Genomic DNA, 21009 nt, shown 5'->3' with positions numbered 1-21009 from the left:
ATCATCGTGCCGTGCCTTGCCGGTTTCATCCGGAACACAGAATTCACCATACACTTTTGCAGGTCGATTGATGCCGATTCCGTCTTGCCACCCTGGCTTCGCGCCGTACCGTCAGTCCGTGGGCGGGCGGGGCCCATGGTAAAGGGCCGCCGCGGCGCGGGCGCAGCGCCGGCCCGGAAATCGTCGTCGCAGGCGTCATCGGCCAGAACGGAGGCCGCGCAGACCGCCGAGCCAGCGCCGCCGTCGCCCACCACGTCGGCGATGCTCGCGCGCATTTACAGCATGCGGGACTCGCTGGGGCCGGCCGGGCAGCGCATTGCCGATTTCGTGACCCGGTATCCGCAGACCGTGATCCATATGTCGGTCAGCGAAGTGGCCGAGCGCACCAATGCGAGCGAGGGCAGCGTGGTCGGTTTCTGCAAGAGCCTGGGCGCGACGGGCTTCCAGCAACTGAAGATCCTGCTGGCGCAGGAACTGGTGCAGGGGGTCCAGATCATCCACGAAGACCTCGAGCCCGGCGACACCTGCCCGGCGGTCATGCGCAAGATCTTCCAGAGCAACGTCCAGACGCTGCATGACACCAGCGCCGTGCTCGACGTGGCCGCGATCGAGCGCGCGGTTGCATTGCTCAGGGCGGCCGAACGCATCGAGATCTATGGCATTGGCAGCGCGGCGCCGATCGCCGAGGATGCGCAGTACCGCATGCTGCGGATCGGGCTCAACGTAAAGGCGGTCGTGGATTCGCATATCCAGGCCATCAGCGCATCGCTCGCGGGCCCCAGGGTTGCCACGCTGACCATCTCGCATTCGGGCAGCACGCATGAAACCGTGACGGCCACGCGGCTAGCCCGGGAGAGCGGTGCCAGCACCATCTGCATCACCAATTTCGGTAAGTCGCCGATCCAGGCCTTCGCCGATGTCGTGCTGTTCACGATGGCGCGCGAGACCCGCTTCCGGACCGAGGCGATGACCAGCCGCCTGGCGCAACTGGCGATCATCGATGTGCTGATCGCCTGCCTCGCGCTTACCGACTACGACACCTCCGTCGAAGCGCTGCGGCGTACGTTCGACGTCCTATCGCTCAAGCGATATTGAGCCCCAGCCGGCCCGCGCCGGCATCCTGACTTTCTCCTGCCGCAGTTGTCGTCCAGCCTTGCTCCCGTCAGTGGCGGGAGCGGGTGCTGTTCCACGTCCAAGGAATGAGGATAATTCAAATGTGCAAATAGATTAATTGAGCAATATTCATTTGTATGTCACATGGGGAACCTAGTCTTCGAGTCGCGTCAGTCCCGTCCCCCTGGCCCTCGAACATAAGGATTCCTCATGAACAACCCGTTGTGGTATGGCCGCGCCGCGCTGCTCGCGGCGCTCTTGTCCCTTGCCCTCACCGCATGCGGTGGCGGTGAAGATAGCAGCAGCATCGCTCCCCAGGCCGTCAAGACAACCATGCAGGCGGCAGCAGCCGACGACGCGGCAGCGTCGAAGAAGGGCATGCACTGCGCACCCTGACACGCCCGCGATCCTCCTCCCATTGTCCGCTCCTACCATTCCCCGATCATGACCAAAATCGATCGACGCACCTTCCTCACCGGCGCCGTCAAAAGCGCGGCCGCTGCTTCGGTTCTGTCGATGCTGCCGCCCAGTATCGCGCGCGCACTCGCCGTTCCCGCTGCGGTCAATACCGGCACGATCCAGGACGTGCAGCATGTGGTGATCCTGATGCAGGAAAACCGCGCCCTGGACCATTACTTCGGCGCCATGCGCGGCGTGCGCGGCTTCGGCGACCGCTTCCCGGTGCCGGTGCCGTCAGGCAAGCCGGTGTGGTATGAGTCGAACGGCACGCGCGAGATCACGCCGTTCCACCTCGACAGCGCGACCGTCAACGCGCTGCGCGTCTCCGGCACGCCGCACAGCTTCATGGATGCGCAGAATGCGTGGAACCAGGGCCGTTTCGGCTTCTGGGCCAAGTACAAGAACGACCATTCGATGGGCTACTACCGTCGTGAAGACATTCCGTTCCAGTACGCGCTGGCCGAGGCCTTCACGCTTTGCGACGCCTACCACTGCAGCCACGCCGGCGGCACCGACCCGAACCGCATCACCTTCATGTCGGGCTCCAACTACAACCCCGCGCTGCGCGAGGCGGGGCGCAACTGCACGCTTGACGATGCAGAGGTCAACAACCTGCGCTGCAGCGTGGGCGGCAAGCTGCCCACGCCGGGCTACACATACAAGGGTTCCGCCTTCCAGTGGGCCACGCTGCCGGAACTGCTGCAGGCAAAGGGCGTCAGCTGGCGCATCTACCAGAACCCCAACGCCAACTGGGGCGGCCTGCTGCATGGCGGGCTCGCCTTCAAGAGCTTCCGTGAATCGCAGCCGGGCAATCCGCTCTACGACAACGGCATGAGCAGCTGGACCATTGAGCAGCTGGCCGCGCATGTGCGGGACGACACGCTGCCGGCCGTGAGCTGGATCCTGCCGACGCCGGCGCAGTCCGAACATCCGGGCGGCCCGTCGAGCGCGACCGAAGGCGCGGCCTTCATCAACACAGTGCTGACGGCGCTGACCGCCAACCCGGAGGTCTGGAGCAAGACCGTGTTCTTCATCACCTTCGATGAGAACGACGGCTTCTTCGACCATATGCCGCCGGCCGCGGTGCCGTCCTACGACGCCAATGGTGTCCTGCACGGCAAGTCGACTGTCGACGTCACCGGCGAATACTTCGACACCGCCGGCAATACGGCGCTCGACGGCACCACCACCAGCGGCGAGACCATCCGCCTGCGCCCGTACGGGTTCGGCCCGCGCGTGCCTATGTATGTGATCTCGCCGTGGACGCGCGGCGGCTGGATCAACTCGCAGGTGTTCGACCACACCTCGATGGGGCGCTTCCTGGAACAGCGCTTCGGCATCACGGTGCCCGCGATCAGCCCGTGGCACCGCGCGGTGGCCGGCGACCTGACCTCCGTCTTCGATTTCCGGACACCGAACGACCAGGTGTTTCCGACGCTGCCGGATACCAGCAACTACCAGCAGGTGATCGCCGAGCAGCTGGCGAAACCCAAGGCGGCGGCACCGGCCGTGCCGGCGTCGCTGTTCCAGGAGACTGGCACCAAGTATTCGCGCGCGCTGCCCTATGTCCTCCATGCGAGTGCGCTGGCCGAGCCCACCATTGGCAAGCTGAAGCTGATCTTCAGCAATACGGGGGAGCAGGGCGCGGTCTTCCATGTCTACGACCGGCTCCATCTGGAGCAGATTCCGCGCCGCTACACGGTCGAGCCCGGCAAGATGCTGGACGATGAATGGGATGCGCGCACCACGGACAACGGGCGCTATGACCTGGCGGTCTACGGGCCTAACGGCTTCGTGCGCATGTTCAAGGGTCAGCTGCCTGCGGACGCCATGGCCGATGCCCCTGAGGTCCGCGTCTGCTACGACCTGGACAAGGGCAGTGTCTACCTGTCGGCGCGCAACGACGGCAAGGGCGCGGTCAACGGTGGCGGCAAGCCGCTGACGCTGGTGGTGACGCCCAACGCTTATCGTAACGACGGTCCGTGGCAACTTCATATCACGGCCGGCGCCGAGGTGGAGCACCACTGGCCGCTGCAGGAGAGCGGCAACTGGTACGACTTCACGGTCACGGAAGCCGAAAGCGGATTCGAACGGCGCTTCGCAGGTCGCCTGGAGACCGGCCAGCATGGCGTGACGGACCCGGCGATGGCAACCGGGCTGGGCTGAACGTACGGTCGCCGCGGTCCGGCCGGAATGCGTGCCGGACCGCGGTTTTGCGCGGTGACGGCATATCGCCTCGAAGCTCCGGATCTCGATGCGGATCTGCAGCTTGCACCACTGGTAGGCCGCCCAGCCTCTTTGAGGCTGCCCTCGACCATCGGGAAGATGCAAACGGCGCGAGACCGGCTGGCTCACGCCGTTTGCTTTTCAGCCCTGCTCATCCGTTGCGCGGGTCAGCAGCGCTCCCTCGTCAGACCAGCGCCTGCAGGCGGTTGGCGCTCTCGTCCAGTTGTTGCTTGAGCGGCAAGAGCAGGGCGTGGAGGCCGATGCCCTGGGGCATGGTGTCGCTCTGCAGGTCCAGCAGGGTCAGGAAGGACTGAAGGCCGGCGCTGACGCGCAGGATGTCGTCAGTGGCTTCGAGGATGTGGTCCTCCAGGGTGACGGCCTTGCTGGGCGGGGGCGGAGCGGCTTTGGCGTGGCGACGGGCCTGGGCGCGGCCGATTTTGGCCAGGTTCTCGGCCAGTTGGGCTTGCTTTTGGGCGAGGGTGGGCTCTTGGGGAGCCGGGGTGTTGCTTTGCATGATTACCTCCAAGTGAGTGATGGAGGCTCGCTGTCCGCTGCTAACCGGGTGGGCGAGCACAGGGCAGGGTTAGCAGACCGGGCACTCGGAGAAACCCGGCGAGCCCAAAGGCTCCCCAGCCAAGGCTCGCCCATTGAGCAAGGGCGTGCGAAGGCGTTTAGAAGAGGGCTTTGTGCAAGCCTTCTTCACCGAGTGTCCGAGCAGGCTGCTAAACCTGGTCGCCGTTGTCTGGGCGACAAACTATTCTCAAACGCTCGCACATGACCGGTCAACGAAGCCGGCCGATCGGAAACGAATTTTGACATACTGGCCAGGTATGCAGGTCAGAGGGCGACCGCAAGTTTGTCCGGAACGTTGCCGAACCAGTGTTCCGGTGGAGGTCGCTTGTCGGCCGGTTGCAGCCGTTCGCTATCCGCCGAAGACGATCTGCGGATCGCGACGTCGAGACTACCATCTGGAAACGGCGCAGCCCTACGCCTTGAGATCTGTTGCCGCGAGATCCCGAACTTCTCTTGGCCGAAGGATTTTTTCAACGAGCCGAGCCGACATCTGGCGGCTCAGTAGTCTCTGCAAGTTCGCCAGCAGTCGATTTCGCCCCCCCACAACCCAATAGCTCAGATTGCGATCGAGCGCCCTCAAGGCATCCTGCACCACGTTCGCGACCGGCATCGGCACGCCGACAGCAGCCTCCTTCGCGCCAACAACGTCGAAAAAGGCCGTTTGCGTCGCGCCAGGACATAGCGCGACGACCCGGATGCCCCGATGCCGGTTCTCAGCCCAAACAGCTTCCGAAAATGACAGGAGAAAGGCCTTCGTCGCGCCGTAGACGGCCATATACGGATCGGGCTGGAATGCCGCGGTTGACGCGACGTTGATGACTGCGCCATCGGATCGCGCTTGCATCCCCGGCAGCAGAAGATGAGTCAGCTCGATCGCGGCGATGCAGTTCACCAGAACTTCATCGCGCTGGCGCGTCAACGGAATCGTTTCAAAGCGCCCGTAAGCTGCGAAGCCCGCATTGTTGATTAGCACATCGACGAACGTGCCGGTCTCCCTCAGATGACGATCGATCGTGTTGACGGCGTCGGCCGCGCTCAGGTCGACCGTCAGAAAATCGGCGTCGCACGCATAGTCGCGTCGCAGTTCTGCGGCCAGATCGCGCAGCTTGTCGTGAGAGCGTGCGACCAGCAGGAGTCTCGCACCGCGTTCGGCCAACGCATAGGAAAACGCGCGCCCGATACCCGACGATGCACCGGTGACGAGTGCTGTTTTTCCGCCAAAATTGAAAGATTTGCTCATGGCTTGCTGCTGGAGTGGAACGGGAGTTGCACTCTAAACCGTTGACTATAGGCAACGGTCAAGCGTAAATGTCGTTCCACGACATTGATTGGAGGCAGCATGCGCATTGGCGAGCTATGCAAGAGGGCGGGTGTATCGCGCGACACCGTCCGTTACTACGAACGTATGGGTCTGCTGGACAAACCAACACAACCTAACGCGACGAACACTTACAAGCGCTATTCCGAGCTTTCGTTACAGCGGATACGGCTGATCGTCCACGCGAAGGAGTTGGGCTTCACGCTGGCGGAAATTGGCGACGTTGTCCATGTATGGGAAAGTCCGACGTTCGGCGTTGACCAAAAGGTCGCGTGCCTGCAAGCAAAACTCGCCGAACTCGACGCAAAGAGTCTTGCGTTGACCACGCTGCGAACAGGGTTGCTGAATGCGTTGGCCAAAGTTGGCGGCGATTGTGTCGAAGAAGACATAGCGTGATGAGTCGCGGCCGTGCAGTGTCATGCTGCCTCGAACGGGAAACGTCAATGGCCGCTTTGGGTTGTGGATTCAACCTGTCAATGCAACACGCTAGACGCTGCGTGAGCAGTGGAGGTGTTGCAAATGAAGCAAAGGCGCAGGATCTACTACACCGAGACTCGAAAGGCACTGATGTGGGAGCGGTGGCGCAGATTGACGAACGCGAGAGGGACTCCGCTGACATCTGACAGCCGGCGAACACCATGTCTGTGTGGCCGCCTTCGACCACGCACGTATTTGTCTGGAAGCGAACAGAGCATGCCCGACGAGGGCTAGTACCGTAGGGATCGGCGGGTGGGCTGCATGGCAAGTCCTGTCGCCGATGACGCGACGAGGCAAGGCTCAGGGCAGTTGCCTGCGTCATAAAGCGGGGGCGGCGTCTGCCGTGCGCGCTACCGCTTCTACGCAGCCATGGCGCGCTGGGGATGCCGTGTCAAATTTCTATGATCTTTCGGGGAAGGCAGCGCTGGTGACCGGCGGTGCAAAGGGGCTCGGTCGGGCGATCGTTGCGCAACTGATCGACAGTGGTGCGCGTGTGCATGCTTGGGATATCGTGCCGTTCCAGATGGAAGGTGCCAGCACTGAGGTCGTCGATGTCTCCGATGCCGGGCTGGTGGGGCTGGCGCTGGCGCGACTGGTCGATGCGGGATATCGCTTCGACATCCTGGTCAACGCTGCCGGCTACCTTGGCCCGATGCAGCCGTTCGAGAATCACGAGGCCTCACAATGGCATCGCATCATCGCCGTGAATCTCCTGGGGACCATGTACGTCGTGCAGGCGATGTTGCCGCACATGTTGCGCTGGGGAGGTGGCCGTATCATCAATATGGGCTCGCTGGCCGGCAAGGAGGGGCTGGCGGGGCTGGCTGCATACTCCGCGGCCAGCGGCGGCGTGGTCGTTCTGACCAAAGCAATCGGCCGCGAACTGGTGAAGCGCAACATCTACGTTAATTGCGTGGCGCCCGGGCCCATGGATACCGACATGATTCACGCGCTCGGCAGCCACGAGGTGGCGGCCATGGTTGGTGATAGCCCGGCCGGGCGCCTGGGTGATCCGGCCGAGGCTGCGCACCTGGTAGCGTGGCTATGTTCGGACGCCAGCCGCTTTAACGCAGGCGCTGTCTTTGACATGTCCGGTGGGCGAGCGCGATTTTAAGGAAGTGCGGATCTTCGGTTGGCATGCCGTGAGATCGATTCGATAATCCACTCCGACCCGGGCGTCAACGGCTTGATCTTCCCCGAATCGCAGCACGCGACACAGACGGCTTTCCAGCCAAGTTTCGTGGCGCGCACGGCTGCCGTCTTGCTCTGGCGATGGGCATTCGGCGGGCGGCCTGACATCGTAGTTTCCCCGCAAAAGCCGGGACCGCTGATTGGCTGGTTTGCCAATCGCCATGGTTGGCTTTGCGCAGCGCCGGGCTGATAATCACGACAGTGGCCACGGGAGGATGCATGACGATAAGGGCTGAGGGGGTGAGAATAGCCAAGTCCTGGCTGGATGCGGCGTTTGCTGACGCGCACCAGCGCGCCTTGGCCGTCCCTCAGGATCCGTCGCCGTCGCTACCTGCCGCATCGCAACGACATATTCGGGATTCCGCTGCTGCGCCTGACTGGCACCCGCCGGCGGTCTTCCTGTCCCAGTTCTCCAGGAGCTAGCCATGAATGATCCACAGAAATCTCCGTTGACCATTGCCGAGGGTTGGCAGGCGCCGCCGGACCGCACCAGCGTGACTGACGACGCCCGCGTCGAAGACATCATTCCGCTGCCTCCGCCTGAACACCTGATCCGTTTCTTCCCCATCCGGGGCACGCCGGTCGAATCCCTGGTCACCCAGACGCGCCAGCGTATCTCGCGCATTCTGCATGGCAAGGATGACCGGCTGCTTGTGATCATGGGGCCTTGCTCGATCCACGACCCGCAGGCGGCACTCGAGTACGCACGGCGGCTGATGGAGCAGCGCCAGCGCTACGCCGGGACCCTGGAGATCGTGATGCGTGTGTACTTCGAGAAGCCGCGTACCACGGTGGGCTGGAAAGGACTGATCAACGACCCGTATCTGGACGAAAGCTATCGCATCGACGAGGGCCTGCGCATCGCGCGCAGCCTGCTGGTTGATATCAGTCGCCTCGGGTTGCCGGCGGCCGGCGAGTTCCTGGACGTGATCTCGCCCCAGTACATAGGCGACCTGATCTGCTGGGGCGCGATTGGTGCCCGCACCACCGAGAGCCAGGTGCACCGCGAGCTGGCTTCGGGCGTTTCAGCACCGATTGGCTTCAAGAATGGCACTGACGGGAACATCAGGATTGCCATCGACGCTATCCAGGCCGCATCGCGTCCGCATCACTTCCTGGGCGTGCACAAGAACGGGCAGGTGGCGACGGTGCATACCAAGGGCAACCCGGACTGCCACGTCATTCTCCGTGGCGGCAAGGCCCCGAACTACGATGCAGATTCCGTGGCGGCCGCCTGCAGGGAACTGGAAGCGGCCGGGCTCGGCAACTCGCTGATGGTGGATTGCAGCCACGCCAACAGCAGCAAGCAACACCTGCGGCAGGTCGATGTCGCGCGGGACGTGGCGCAACAGATAAGCAGCGGCAGTGAATCCATCTTCGGGGTAATGGTCGAGAGCCATCTGTTCCCTGGCGCACAGAAGTTCACCCCAGGCGTGCACAGTCCGTCCGCGTTGTCATATGGACAGAGCATCACCGACGCGTGCATCGGGTGGGACGACTCGGTGGCGGTGCTGGACATGCTTAGCGAGGCAGTCAACCTGCGCCGTGGGCGGGATTCGCAGCCGTAGGAAAGACGTAAGGGCACTGCATGCCTCCAGTATCCGGAAGGGCTGCTGACAGCTCCGTTGGAGGTACTTCCGCCGGCGACACGCCGCGTCCACTATAACTAACGGACACAGTCGGGGACGGGCCTGCCCGTCCAGCTCGGAATGTCCTGCAGAATGTCTGCCAATCGGCCTGTCTGGCGTGCTGCGTGGGCATGGCAAGCCTGTCACCAGGCTACCGAAGGAGAGCGACATGTCCGAGACAAGCAAGGTAGTCCTGGTGACGGGTGCTACCGGAGGCATCGGGAGCGCCGTCTGCTTACGGCTGGCGAACTCAGGCTATTCGCTGATTCTTGCCGCGCGCGACATTAGCAAGCTGCAAGCCGCTTGCGCGGCGCTGGAGAGGCCGGGCCTCCCGTCACATCGCCGGATCTCCGTCGACATGTCCAGTGATGCCTCTATTGCATCTTTTTCCCATGAGCTCGCGACGGACGGAACCGTTCTCGACGGCGTCGTATTGATGCCCCCGCAAATGCGGCCCACCGGCGATTGCCAGCCTCCGGCGGACATGTGGCGACAATTGTTCCAGAGCAACTTTATCGGCCCCCTCGAACTCCTTAAGAGCGCGATCTCCACAATGCGGCCAGATCCTTCCCAAGGACGCCGGGCAAAAATTGTCATCATTTCTGCCATCACCTCAGTGCAAGCCCTTGGAAACTACGCCACCAGCAATGTCCTGCGTTGTGCCTGGCTGGCTCAGGCCAAGACGCTCGCTTTCGCGATGGGCGAACGAGGAATTCACGTCAATACCCTCTCCCTCGGTGGCACCCTGACCCCAGACTATGTGGCATCGATCGACTTGCGCGCCACCAAGGCTGGCGTGACCTTCTCTGAACGGTTAGCCGAGGAAACATTGAACATCCCCTTGCGAAAGTATGGAAGGCCTGAGGAGGTCGCCCTGGCGGTCGAAGTCTTGTTATCCCCCTTCTCCGATCACATGACTGGCGTGAACCTGCTGCACGATGGCGGGTTCACGAGAGCCTATTGAGTATTACACCAGCGAAGCAGCGTTCCTTTTCAGTCGACAAGAGACCTTCGTTTACCTCGGAATTCACCATCCAAAAAAAACGTGGCGAGCCTGGTAGCTCGCCACGTTCATACCTCGCGGTCTGCAACCTCAATCCAGGGTAATCTTCCCCGCCTTAACAATCTCCGCATAGCGCGTAGTATCGCGCTCGATCAGCTTGCGGAACTCCTCAGGCGTACCGCCCACCGGCACAAATCCCAGGTCGGTCAGCTTCTTCGTGACCTCCGGGCTGTGCGTGGCCGCGGCGATTTCCCTGGCCATGCGGGCCACGATCGGTTGCGGCGTGCCGGCAGGCGCCATCAGCCCGGTCCACGAACTCATCACGAAGCCGGGGAAACCTGCTTCCTCCATGGTCGGGATGTTGGGCTCGCCGGGCCAGCGCTTGGCGGAGGCCACGGCCAGCACATTGATCTTGCCCGACTTCACATGCGGCATCGGCACCAGCAGCGGGTCGAAGGCCACGGAGACTTCGCCGGACACCAGCGCGGGCAGGATCGGCGCGCTGCCGTTGTACGGCACGTGGGTCAGCTTGAGCTTCGATTCCATCGCCAGGCGCTCGCCCGTCAGGTGCGCGGAGCTGCCGACGCCGCTGGAGCCGAAGGTCAGCGTGTCGGGGTGCTTCTTGCCGTAGTCGACCAGTTCGGCGACGGTCTTGACCGGCAGCTTCTTGCTGGAGAACAGGAACAGCGGCAGTTCGGCCATTTCCGCCACTGGCACCAGGTCCGTGGGCTTGTAGCTGAGCTTGGAATACAACGACATATTCGCGCTGTAGGCGGCCAGCACCGAGACGAAGGTGTAGCCGTCCGGCGCCGAGCGCGCGGCCACGCCGACGCCCAGGGTGCTGTTGGCGCCGGGTTTGTTCTCGATGATGATCGGCTGGCCCAGCCGCTGCGAGACTCTTTCGAACACGACGCGCGAGACGGTGTCGGTGGAGCCGCCCGGTGTGTAAGGCACGATCACCTTGATCGGCTTGGCCGGCCACGTTTCGGCGGCGAGGGCATTGGGGGCGGTGTGGGCGGCGGCCAGGCCGGCAACGGCCATGGCGGCGAAACGCGCGCTGCGCGATACGCGATGCTTGATGCTGGACTTCAACTACATCTCCTTCCTTGGCTTCTTCGACTATCCCCTGGCGGGGATGCTGCGGCCGGATATTCCGGTCGGCCAATTATGCGGGACGCAGTATTGAGGTTCCGGGGCAATACCGCCCAAATCGCGGACGCCAGCCATCCACTGTGCGATAGCCGCACGGCGCGGCCGACGATCCGGCTCAGAATTCGTAGTTGATCGAGAGGTCGAAGACCCCGTTGGTCGACTTGCGCGTGATCGGGCTGTCCGCCGCATCGCCGGCCAGCTGCGAGATCGCGATGTCGCTGGTGGCAAACCAGTGCTTGTTGAAATACCACACCGCGCTGACGCCGAAGCCGTAGGACTTGATGCCGCCGCGCGCATGGTAGGCGGGCCGCCCGGCGCGGGCCTGCGAGTCGCTGACGCCGTACCAGGCGTTCATGTAGCGCGAGTCGGCCAGCGTCACGGTGGGGCCGGCAAACCAGAAGAATTTCTCGGAGCTGCCCGGCAGCGGCATATAGGCGCCGATATCGCCGACCCAGCCGTCGCTGCCGCCCAGGCTGCGGCGCGCGTCGATGCGCAGCACCAGCGGGAATTCCTTCGAGACCGCGTATTCCGCGAACAGCTTGCCTTCCGGCGCCGGGTTGATATTGCCCATGCCGTCCAAGTGCGGCGAATCCTCTTTTGCGCGCCGTCCAAGGTTGTAGGTCAGCGCGATCCCGGCGCGCCAGTTCTTGCCCCGCAGCAGGTTCACGCCCAGCCCTTCGCCGATCGAGGCAAAGGCCAGGTCGCGGTAGCGGATATCAATGCTGGGTCCGCCGATGACGATGTATTCCGACGAGCCGTCGTAGCGCGGCCGCACCATGGCCGCGGCGCCGAGCCGGACTTGCCAGTCGGGGATGGTGTCTTCAAACAGCTTCTGGAGCGGGATGCCGGCGGAGAACTGCCATTCGGCCAGCGGTGCCGGGGTCTGGGCGCTGGCCAGGCCCGGGGCCAGGACGGCGCCGGCGGCCAGCAGCAGGGCAATGCACGAGGACGGACGCTTGGGGTAGAGCTCGGTCACGGCAGCCTCCACGCCCGCCAGGCGGGCAGTCAGGTTGCGGGCGCGGGGCCCGTGGGCCACATCTTTCCATTGGATGGCGGCCGGCGCAACCACCCGGGGCCTGGGCGGGTCTCAGTCCAGCAGCTTGTCCAGCGTAATCGGCAGGTCCCGTACGCGCCGGCCGGTGGCATGGTACACGGCATTGGCGATGGCCGCGGCCACGCCGACGATGCCGATCTCGCCGATGCCCTTGGTGCCCAGTGGGTTGATATGCGGATCGTCCTCGTCCACCACCGTCACGTCGATGGTGCCGACGTCGGCATTGACCGGCACGTGGTACTCGGCCAGGTTGGCATTGGCAACGCGCCCGGTGACGGGATCCAGCTCGGTCTTCTCATGCAGCGCCATGCCGATGCCCCAGATAATGCCGCCCTTGAGCTGGCTGTGCGCGGTCTTGCGGTTCAGCAGCCGGCCCACGCCGTAGCTGGCGACGATGCGGTGGACGCGGATCTCGCCCAGGTCTGGATCGACATGGACCTCTGCAAAGACCGCGCCAAAGGCGTGCATTGCGTATTGCTTCCGCTCCTTGCCGGGCTTGGCGCTGGCCCGCGCTTCGATCGCGTGGCCACCTGCGCGGGTGATCGGCGCGGACACGGGTTCGCGCTGCGTCGGATCGGAGCGGCGTTGCAGCCAGCCGTCGGCAATCTCCACGTCTTTCGCCGGCACGCCCGACAGCGGCGAGGCCGGGTCCGCCACGGCTTGCCGGATCAGTTGCTGGCGCGCGGCCGCGGCCGCTTGCTGCACGGCAGGCGCGACGCTGGCGACCGACTGCGAGCCCCCCGACACCGGGGCCTCGGGGAAGGCCGTGTCGCCCAGTTCAAAGCGCACGCGCTCGGGCGGCAGCCCCAGTGCGTCGGCTGCGACTTGCGTCATGACCGTATAGGTGCCCGTGCCGAGGTCTTGCGAGCCGGAGCGTACCAGCGCGGTGCCGTCCGGCAGCAGGCGCACCATGGCGCTTGCGCCCGAACGGTAGGTGGGATAGGTCGCGGTGGCCATGCCCAGGCCCACCAGCTTGCCGTCGGCGTGCATCGAACGCGGTTCGGGGTTGCGGCGCGCCCAGTCGAAGCGCTCGGCGGCATCCCGATAGCATTCACGCAGCGATTTACTGGAGAACGGCAGCTGCTTCTCAGGGTCGGTATCGGCGTGGTTGCGCAGGCGCAGCGCGACCGGGTCGATGCCGAGCTGTTCCGCCAGCTCGTCCAGCGCGCATTCCAGCGCAAAGCTGCCAGTAGCTTCGCCCGGCGCCCGCATGAAAGTAGGGGTGCCGATGTTCAGCTTGACCAGCCGCTGGCTGGTCTGCTGGTTGGGGCAGGCATAGAGCCTGCGCGTGATCAGCGCCGCGGATTCAAGCCAGTTTTCGATCATCGAGGTGCAGGAAGTCACATCGTGGCGGATTGCGCTCAGCGCGCCGTCCTGTGCCGCGGCAGCGACCAGGTGCTGCTCAGTCAGGGGCCGCGCGCCTACGGTGCCGAACATCTGCGTCCGGTCCACTACCAGCTTCACCGGGCAGCCCGCCTGCCGCGCCGCCATCGCGGCCAGCATCACGTGCGACCATACCGAGCCCTTGCAGCCGAAGCCGCCGCCTACGTATGGGCAGATCACGCGAACTTTCTCCATGGGAATGCCGAACGTGGCCGATGCGACCTTGCGGACGCCGGTGACGTATTGCGTCGCGTCGTACAGCGTCAACTCGCCGCCGTCCCAGACGGCGATGGTCGCGTGCGGCTCCATCGGGTTGTGGTTTTCCATCGGCGTGGTGTAGACCGCATCGACCACGGCGGCGGCGCTGCGCAGGCCGGCGTTAGGGTCGCCGCGATGGCTGTCGGCCGATCCGTCCTCGTCCTCGTCGGGTTTGCCTGCCTGTGTGCGGGCCAGCGCAAAGTCCAGCACGGCGTCGGCGCGCCGGTATTGCACCGGCAGGCAGCGGGCGGCGTCGCGCGCTTGCTCCAGAGTGTCGGCCACGACCACGGCGATGGGCTGGTTGTTGTAGTGGATGGCGGTGTCCTGCAGCAGGTTCATGACGTGCCCGGCCGTGGCAATGTCCGCGGCGGCCTTGCCGCCCTTGGGCAGGTGCGGTGCATTGAAGGGTGTCATCACCAGCCGCACGCCCGGCATGCGCTCACAGGCGGCGGTGTCCATCGACGTGATCTCGCCGCAGGGGATGGTGCTGGTCACCATCACCGCATGGGCCAGGCCTTGCAACGGATGGTCGGCGGTATAGCGGGCGCGGCCGGTGACCTTTGGGATGCCGTCGACACGGTCGAGGGGGGCGCCGGTCACGCTCATGCTGAGGCTCCTTGCGGCCGGCTGGCGACCTGCAGCGCGCGCAGCACGGCACGTTGCGCCAGTCCCACCTTGAAAGCGTTGTGGGCATAGGGATGCGCGCCATCAAGCAGCAGCCGCGCGGCTTCGGCGGCGCTGTGCGCGCTCAGCGGACGGCCCGCCAGGGCCCGCTCCGCCGCCGGCACGCGCCAGGGCTTGTGCGCCACGCCGCCCAGCGCCAGCCGGGCGCTGCGCACGGTGTTGCTGTCGATTTCCAGCGCCGCGGCCACCGAGACCAGCGCAAAGGCAAAGCTGGCGCGGTCGCGCACCTTCAGGTAGTGGGCATGGGCGGCATAGGGCGAAGGCGGCAGGTCGATGGCGACGATCAGCTCGCCCGGCGCCAGCATGGTGTCGCACTGCGGCGTGTCGCCAGGCAGCCGGTGGAAGTCGCCGATGGGGATGCGGCGCTCGCCGGTGGTGGCGCGTACCACGACCACGGCTTCCAGCGCGGCCAGTGCCACGCACATATCGGACGGATGCACGGCGATGCATTGCTCGCTTGCGCCCAGGATGGCGTGGATGCGGTTGATGCCATCGCGCGCGCCGCAGCCGGAGCCGGGCTTGCGCTTGTTGCAGGCGGGGAAGCCGGGATCGTAGAAGTAGTGGCAGCGCGTGCGCTGCAGCAGGTTGCCGCCCACCGTGGCCATATTGCGCAGTTGCCCGCTGGCACCCGCCAGCAGCGCTTGCGCCAGCAGCGGATAGCGTTCGCGCACCAGCGGGTGGTTGGCCGCATCGGTGTTGCTGACCATCGCGCCGATGCGCAGGCCGCCGTCGGGCAGCGCTGCCACCTGGGCCAGCGGCAGCCGGCTGACATCTACCAGCAGCCGTGGCGCTTCCACGCCGGCCTTGACCAGGTCGAGCAGGTTGGTGCCACCGGCGACATAGCGCGCGCCCGGCTGGCCGCCCAGGCGCACGGCGTCATCGACGGACTCGGGCCGTTCATAGGAAAAAGGATTCATGCCCGGTCCTCAGCGGCTGCCGTGCTGGCTGCAGACCTCACGGACCGCGGCAACGATATTGGGGTAGGCGCCGCAGCGGCACAGGTTGCCGCTCATGCGCTCGCGGATTTCATCGTCGCTGAGCGGCAGGGCCGCCGGGCGCAGCGGCTGGACCGCGCTCGCCTCACCGGCCTGCGCCTCGGCCAGCATGCCCACCGCAGAGCAGATCTGGCCGGGCGTGCAGAAGCCGCACTGCAGCGCGTCGTGCGCGATGAAGGCAGCCTGCATCGGATGCAGCGTGTCGCCGCTGGCCAGGCCCTCGATGGTGGTGATCTGGCGGCCTTCCTGCATCACCGCCAGCGTCAGGCAGGCGTTGATGCGCCGCCCGTCGACCAGCACCGTGCAGGCGCCGCACTGGCCGCGGTCACAGCCCTTCTTGGCGCCAGTCAGGTGGATCACTTCGCGCAGCGCGTCAAGCAGCGTGCAGCGGGGCTCCAGCTGCAGCGTGCAGGGCTTGCCGTTGATATGCAGCGTGACAGGGCGGGCAGCGGCGCCGGGGGGCAGGGCGGTGCTGCACTGGGCGGGGGCCTTGTCTTCGGACATTTGCGGGCCTTCTGTGGGGACTCCGGCACGGTGGGGGACGGTGCCTGGGATGCAGGAAGGCTGCAAGTTCAGTGCCGGGGATGGCCGTGGCGATGGGCCTGAGGAAAGCCAGGGGAAGCCGTGGCTGGAAAGTCAAAACTCCACGGCATTTGTAGAAATTACGCTGACGCGTCCCATGCGCCGCAAAATAAAAAACGGCGCCCGAAGGCGCCGCCTGGTGATGCCGTCGGCCGTCAGGTTTAGCCCTGCAGCACACTCCCGATAGCCTTGGCCACGATGCCGACATTGCGCTCGTTCAGCCCGGCCACGCACATGCGGCCCGAGCGCAGCAGGTACACGCCGTGCTGCTCGCGCAGGCGCTCGGCCTGGTCGGCGGTGAGGCCGGTGTAGGTGAACATGCCGCGCTGGGTCAGATAGCGCGACAGGGCCTCGCCGCTGACATGGTCACGCAGGTTGTGGTGGATCGCCTCGCGCATGCGCGCGATGCGGTTGCACATCTGGGCCAGTTCTTCTTCCCACAGCTGGCGCAGCTCGGGCGTGGTCAGCACCTTGGCCACCACGCGCGCGCCGTGCGTGGGCGGGTTGCTGTAGTTGGCGCGCACCGCGCCGGTCAGCTGGCCCAGCACGTTGGCGGCTTCGCCGGCGGTGTTGCAGAACACGCTCAGGCCGCCGCAGCGCTCGCCGTACAGTGAGAAGTTCTTCGAGAACGAGTTGGCCACCAGGCAGGGCACGTCCTGCGCCACCAGCTCGCGGATGGCGAAGGCGTCGTCTTCCAGGCCGGCGCCGAAGCCCTGGTAGGCCATGTCGACAAACGGCAGCAGCTGGTTGGCCTTGAGCAGCGCGATCAGCTGGCGCCACTGGTCCTGGTTCAGGTCCACGCCGGTGGGGTTGTGGCAGCAGGCGTGCAGCAGCACGATGCTGCCCGCGGGGATGGTACGCAGCGCGTCCATCATCGCGTCGAACTTCAGGCCGCCGGTGGCGTCGTCATAGTACGGGTAGGTATTGACGGTGAAGCCGGCGCGCTCGAACACCACGCGGTGGTTTTCCCAGCTGGGATCGCTGATCCACACCTGCGCCTGCGGGTAGTAGCGCTTGAGGAAATCGGCGCCCACGCGCAGCGCGCCCGAGCCGCCCAGCGTCTGCAGCGTGGCGATGCGGCCGGCGGCGCGCGCCGGCGAGTCCTCGCCGAACACCAGCGCCTGCACCGCGTTGCGGTAGGCCACCAGGCCCGACATCGGCAGGTAGGGGCGCGGACCCATGTCGGCCAGCAGCGCGGCTTCGGCCTTGGCCACGGCCTGCATCACCGGCAGGCGGCCCTCGTCGTCAAAGTAGATGCCGATGCTCAGGTTGACCTTGTCGGTACGCGGGTCGCGCTGGAAGTCCTCGTTGAGCGAGAGGATCGGATCGCCGGGAAATGCCTCGATGTGTGCAAACATGGGGTGCGATGGAATTGGGTCGGGGGGCAGCTGCCGCGGCGCAGGGGGCGTCGCGCAGCCTGAATTCTAACCGGCGGCGCCCGCAGCCTGCAGGCGCCGCCTTGCCGCTCAGCGCAGTTGCTGGGCGGCCACGCCGCTTTGCAGCGCGGCGGCCGCGTTCTTCTGGCGCACCAGGTAGCTCACGCCGAGCACCACCAGCCACACCGGGATCAGGTAGACCGAGAGGCGCAGGCCAGGCGTCAGGTACATCACCACCAGGATGCCGGCCAGGAACACCAGGCACAGGTAGTTGGTCAGCGGATAGCCCCAGCTCTGGAACTTCGTGGCCTGGCCGGCGCGGCGCTTGTCGGCGCGGAACTTCAGGTGGATCAGGCTGATCATCGCCCAGTTGATGATCAGCGCCGACACCACCAGGCCCATCAGCATCTCAAACGCCTTGCCGGGCATGAAGTAATTGATCACAACGCAGGCCGCGGTGGCCACGGCCGAGAACGCCAGTGCCGTCAGCGGAATGCCGCGCTGGTTGACCTTGAGCAGCGCCTTGGGGGCGTTGCCTTGCTGGGCCAGGCCGTACAGCATGCGGCTGTTGCAGTACACGCCGCTGTTGTAGACCGACAGCGCCGCGGTCAGCACCACCACGTTCAGCACATTGGCTACCCAGTTGCTGTTCAGCGCGTGGAAGATCAGCACGAACGGGCTGCCGCCGGTGACCACGTTCTCCCACGGGTACAGCGACAGCAGCACTGCCAGCGCGCCCACGTAGAAGATCAGGATGCGGTAGATCACCTGGTTGGTGGCCTTGGGGATGGTCTTCTCGGGCGAATCCGCCTCGGCCGCGGTGATGCCCACCAGTTCCAGCCCGCCGAACGAGAACATGATCACCGCCATGGCCATCACCAGGCCGCCCATGCCGTTGGGGAAGAAGCCGCCGTGTTGCCACAGGTTGGCCACGCTCGCTTGCGGGCCGGCATTGCCGGACACCAGCAGGTAGCCGCCGAAGCCGATCATGCCGATGATGGCCGCGACCTTGATGATCGAGAACCAGAACTCCATCTCGCCGAAGGACTTCACGCTCGACAGGTTGATCGCGTTGATGATCACGAAGAAGGCCAGCGCCGAGACCCAGGTCGGGATCTCGGGCCACCAGTACTGCACGTAGATGCCGACGGCCGAAAGCTCGGCCATGCTCACCAGGATGTACAGCACCCAGTAGTTCCAGCCCGACAGGAAGCCGGCGAAGTGGCCGCAATATTTGTCGGCGAAGTAGCTGAACGAGCCGGCGACGGGCTCGTCCACCACCATCTCGCCCAGCTGGCGCATGATGAAGAACGCCACGATGCCGGCGATCGCATAACCCAGCAGGACCGAGGGGCCCGCCATCTTGATGGTCTGGGCGATGCCCAGGAAAAGGCCGGTGCCGATGGCGCCACCCAGCGCGATCAGCTGGATATGCCGGTTCTTCAGGCCGCGCTTGAGCGTGCCGTCATTGCTGCTTGCATGCATTCAGTTGTTTCCTCTACCCATTCTCATGGAATGCGGGCCCGCGTTTCTGGCTTGTATCGAGTCGAACGCTTGGGCCTGGGGGACGTCACCACCCGCGCGGCAGGGTGACTGCCGCGAAGGTGGTGTGCGCGTTTCCGGACCCGGCTGTGCCCGTCAAGGGCCGCCGGTCAGGGAAGGCCGATGCCGGTCAGGCCTCGACCTTGAGCGTGCCGCGTTCGATCTGGTCGCGTTCCAGCGACTCGAACAGGGCCTTGAAGTTGCCTTCGCCGAAGCCTTCGTCGCCGCGGCGCTGGATGAACTCGAAGAACACCGGGCCGAGCGCGGTCTTGGAGAAGATCTGCAGCAGCAGGCGAGGCTTGCCGCCTTCGGTGGTGCCGTCCAGCAGGATGCCGCGCGACTTCAGTTGCTCCACAGGCTGGCCGTGGCCGGGCAGGCGCTTGTCCAGTGCCTCGTAGTAGTAGTCGTTCGGCGCGGTCATCAGCGGCACGCCTGCCAGTTGCAGGCGGTCGATGACCTCGATCAGATTGTCGGTCAGGAAGGCGATGTGCTGGATGCCCTCGCCGTTGAAGGCCATCAGGAACTCCTCGATCTGGCCGGCGCCCTTGGACGATTCCTCGTTCAGCGGGATGCGGATTTTACCATCCGGCGCGGTCATGGCCTTTGAGGTCAGGCCGGTGTATTCGCCCTGGATGTCGAAGTAGCGGATTTCGCGGAAATTGAACAGCTTTTCGTAGAAATTGGCCCAATAAGCCATGCGGCCACGGTAGACGTTGTGGGTCAGGTGGTCGATCAGCTTGAGGCCGTGGCCGACCGGATGGCGGTCGACGCCTTCGATGAACTCGAAGTCGATGTCATAGATCGACTTGCCTTCCTCGAAACGGTCGATCAGGTACAGCGGCGCGCCGCCGATGCCCTTGATCGCGGGCAGGCGCAGTTCCATCGGGCCGGTCGGGATCTCCACCGGCTGTGCACCCAGTTCCAGCGCGCGGGCGTAGGCCTTGTGCGAATCCTTGACGCGAAAAGCCATGCCGCAGGCGCTCGGGCCGTGCTCGGCGGCAAAGTAGGCGGCGTGGCTGTGCGGCTCGCGGTTGACGATGAAGTTCACTTCGCCCTGGCGGTACAGCACCACGTCCTTGGAGCGGTGCTTTGCCACCAGCGTAAAGCCCATCTGCTCGAACAGCGGCTCAAGCACGTTGGGGGTGGGCGAGGCGAATTCCACGAATTCGAAGCCCATCAGCTGCATCGGGTTGTCAAACAGGTCGGCCATGGCTTTCTCACTAAAGGGGCGGGAAATAATATTGTGGCGGCGGCACTTGGCGGCGGGGTCGCGCCGGAGCTGGGTCGGCTCGGCGGAAACCTTTTGCGAGATGGGCCAGGAGTGCGCTTGCTTGGGATGCAGTGTATATTCCGGACGACAAAATTGGATTTCGTAAAACACGCAGGGAAACCCTAGATTATGAAATCTTGTTTCGTACTTGGCTGATATGGGGAAATCAAAGTGCAAACGATCGAACTGGACCGTACCGATCGCCGCTTGCTGGGGGTGTTGCAGGAGCAGGGGCGGGCTTCCAACCTGGAGCTGGCCGAGGCCATTGCCCTGTCGCCGGCGCAGACTATGCGGCGCCACCGCCGCCTGGAAGAGGCCGGGCTGGTCAAGCGCTACGAGGCGCGGCTGGACGCGGCGGCGCTGGGCTTTGGCGTGGTGGCCTTTATCCATGTGACGATGGAGCGCGGGCATATCCGCGACCTGTCCAACTTCAAGCGCCTGGTGGCGGAGCTGGCACAGATCCAGGAATGCTTCTCGGTGACCGGGGATATCGACTACGTGCTCAAGGTGGTCGCCAAGGACCTGAAGTCGCTGTCTGACTTCCTGCTCGATACGCTGATGCGTATCCCGGGTGTCAGCGGCGTGAAGTCCAGCGTGTGCCTGGATGAGATCAAGTGCACCAGCGCGGTGCCGCTGGAGGCCTGAGCGGGCTTAGATACTATGGAAGGGCTGGCCCAAGTAAGCCCCTGGAGTAAAACGAGGATTCGGATAACCCGTTTTTCGAA

The 21009-nt window shown here is 64.8% G+C and carries 18 protein-coding genes; 8 read left to right on the top strand and 10 right to left on the bottom strand.

Features of this window, described 5'->3' with window-relative positions:
• Nucleotides 1-135: 135 nt before the first annotated feature.
• The 3 genes from AC07UK_RS22610 to AC07UK_RS22600 all read left to right on the top strand — a co-directional run bounded on the left by AC07UK_RS22610 (nucleotide 136) and on the right by AC07UK_RS22600 (nucleotide 3738).
• A complete protein-coding gene (locus AC07UK_RS22610; protein WP_494686302.1) occupies nucleotides 136-1095 on the top strand; it encodes a MurR/RpiR family transcriptional regulator in 960 nt (319 codons plus the stop codon).
• 228 nt (nucleotides 1096-1323) lie between these two features.
• The gene (locus AC07UK_RS22605) at nucleotides 1324-1509 is read left to right on the top strand and encodes a hypothetical protein (protein ID WP_436223637.1); all 186 of its coding nucleotides are present in this window, start codon (nucleotides 1324-1326) and stop codon (nucleotides 1507-1509) included.
• A 48-nt stretch (nucleotides 1510-1557) separates the two neighbouring features.
• Nucleotides 1558-3738, top strand: coding sequence for a phosphocholine-specific phospholipase C (locus AC07UK_RS22600; RefSeq protein ID WP_436223636.1), 2181 nt, complete (start codon nucleotides 1558-1560; stop codon nucleotides 3736-3738).
• A 244-nt stretch (nucleotides 3739-3982) separates the two neighbouring features.
• On the opposite strand, the gene AC07UK_RS22595 is transcribed toward AC07UK_RS22600, so the two are convergent.
• Nucleotides 3983-4312, bottom strand: a complete 330-nt coding sequence (locus AC07UK_RS22595; protein WP_436223635.1) for a DUF1484 domain-containing protein — start codon at nucleotides 4310-4312, stop codon at nucleotides 3983-3985.
• Nucleotides 4313-4783: 471 nt separating this feature from the next.
• Nucleotides 4784-5611 carry an SDR family NAD(P)-dependent oxidoreductase gene (locus tag AC07UK_RS22590; protein WP_494686301.1) on the bottom strand — a complete coding sequence of 276 codons (828 nt, stop codon included), beginning with the start codon at nucleotides 5609-5611 and terminating at the stop codon, nucleotides 4784-4786.
• Nucleotides 5612-5710: 99 nt separating this feature from the next.
• On the opposite strand from AC07UK_RS22590, the gene AC07UK_RS22585 reads away from it, so the two are divergent.
• The 4 genes from AC07UK_RS22585 (at nucleotide 5711) to AC07UK_RS22570 (ending at nucleotide 9949) form a co-directional block, all read left to right on the top strand.
• Nucleotides 5711-6085: a heavy metal-responsive transcriptional regulator gene (locus tag AC07UK_RS22585; RefSeq protein WP_436223633.1), complete on the top strand. Its 375-nt coding sequence runs from the start codon at nucleotides 5711-5713 to the stop codon at nucleotides 6083-6085.
• 424 nt (nucleotides 6086-6509) lie between these two features.
• Nucleotides 6510-7280 (top strand): SDR family NAD(P)-dependent oxidoreductase, encoded by a 771-nt coding sequence (locus AC07UK_RS22580; RefSeq protein WP_436223632.1) that lies wholly within the window; start codon nucleotides 6510-6512, stop codon nucleotides 7278-7280.
• A 502-nt stretch (nucleotides 7281-7782) separates the two neighbouring features.
• Nucleotides 7783-8925: a 3-deoxy-7-phosphoheptulonate synthase gene (locus tag AC07UK_RS22575; RefSeq protein WP_436223631.1), complete on the top strand. Its 1143-nt coding sequence runs from the start codon at nucleotides 7783-7785 to the stop codon at nucleotides 8923-8925.
• A 229-nt stretch (nucleotides 8926-9154) separates the two neighbouring features.
• A complete protein-coding gene (locus AC07UK_RS22570; protein WP_494686300.1) occupies nucleotides 9155-9949 on the top strand; it encodes an SDR family oxidoreductase in 795 nt (264 codons plus the stop codon).
• Between the two features lie 129 nt (nucleotides 9950-10078).
• On the opposite strand, the gene AC07UK_RS22565 is transcribed toward AC07UK_RS22570, so the two are convergent.
• The 8 genes from AC07UK_RS22565 to hppD all read right to left on the bottom strand — a co-directional run bounded on the left by AC07UK_RS22565 (nucleotide 10079) and on the right by hppD (nucleotide 20224).
• Nucleotides 10079-11080: a Bug family tripartite tricarboxylate transporter substrate binding protein gene (locus AC07UK_RS22565; protein ID WP_436223628.1), complete on the bottom strand. Its 1002-nt coding sequence runs from the start codon at nucleotides 11078-11080 to the stop codon at nucleotides 10079-10081.
• Between the two features lie 175 nt (nucleotides 11081-11255).
• Nucleotides 11256-12149 carry a MipA/OmpV family protein gene (locus tag AC07UK_RS22560; RefSeq protein ID WP_436225312.1) on the bottom strand — a complete coding sequence of 298 codons (894 nt, stop codon included), beginning with the start codon at nucleotides 12147-12149 and terminating at the stop codon, nucleotides 11256-11258.
• Nucleotides 12150-12227: 78 nt separating this feature from the next.
• Nucleotides 12228-14441: a xanthine dehydrogenase family protein molybdopterin-binding subunit gene (locus AC07UK_RS22555; protein WP_494686299.1), complete on the bottom strand. Its 2214-nt coding sequence runs from the start codon at nucleotides 14439-14441 to the stop codon at nucleotides 12228-12230.
• Nucleotides 14438-15436 carry an FAD binding domain-containing protein gene (locus AC07UK_RS22550; protein WP_436223626.1) on the bottom strand — a complete coding sequence of 333 codons (999 nt, stop codon included), beginning with the start codon at nucleotides 15434-15436 and terminating at the stop codon, nucleotides 14438-14440. The genes AC07UK_RS22555 and AC07UK_RS22550 overlap by 4 nt, the downstream gene beginning before the upstream one ends.
• A 9-nt stretch (nucleotides 15437-15445) precedes the next feature.
• Entirely contained in the window at nucleotides 15446-16018 is a 573-nt protein-coding gene (locus AC07UK_RS22545) for a 2Fe-2S iron-sulfur cluster-binding protein (RefSeq protein ID WP_436223625.1), read from the bottom strand.
• A gap of 239 nt (nucleotides 16019-16257) precedes the next feature.
• Nucleotides 16258-17454, bottom strand: coding sequence for an amino acid aminotransferase (locus tag AC07UK_RS22540; protein ID WP_436223624.1), 1197 nt, complete (start codon nucleotides 17452-17454; stop codon nucleotides 16258-16260).
• Between the two features lie 108 nt (nucleotides 17455-17562).
• A complete protein-coding gene (locus AC07UK_RS22535; RefSeq protein WP_013952716.1) occupies nucleotides 17563-18957 on the bottom strand; it encodes an amino acid permease in 1395 nt (464 codons plus the stop codon).
• 187 nt (nucleotides 18958-19144) lie between these two features.
• A complete protein-coding gene (gene hppD, locus AC07UK_RS22530) occupies nucleotides 19145-20224 on the bottom strand; it encodes a 4-hydroxyphenylpyruvate dioxygenase (protein WP_013952717.1) in 1080 nt (359 codons plus the stop codon).
• A 231-nt stretch (nucleotides 20225-20455) separates the two neighbouring features.
• Between hppD and AC07UK_RS22525 the strand changes: the two genes are divergently transcribed.
• On the top strand, nucleotides 20456-20929 hold the full coding sequence (locus AC07UK_RS22525; RefSeq protein WP_114136464.1) for an Lrp/AsnC family transcriptional regulator: 474 nt from the start codon (nucleotides 20456-20458) through the stop codon (nucleotides 20927-20929).
• Nucleotides 20930-21009: the final 80 nt, after the last annotated feature.

The organism is Cupriavidus sp. GW821-FHT07C08, from assembly GCF_059419025.1.
The sequence above is the reverse complement of the archived record's forward strand: the minus strand, read 5'-3'. Positions and strand labels throughout refer to the sequence as shown.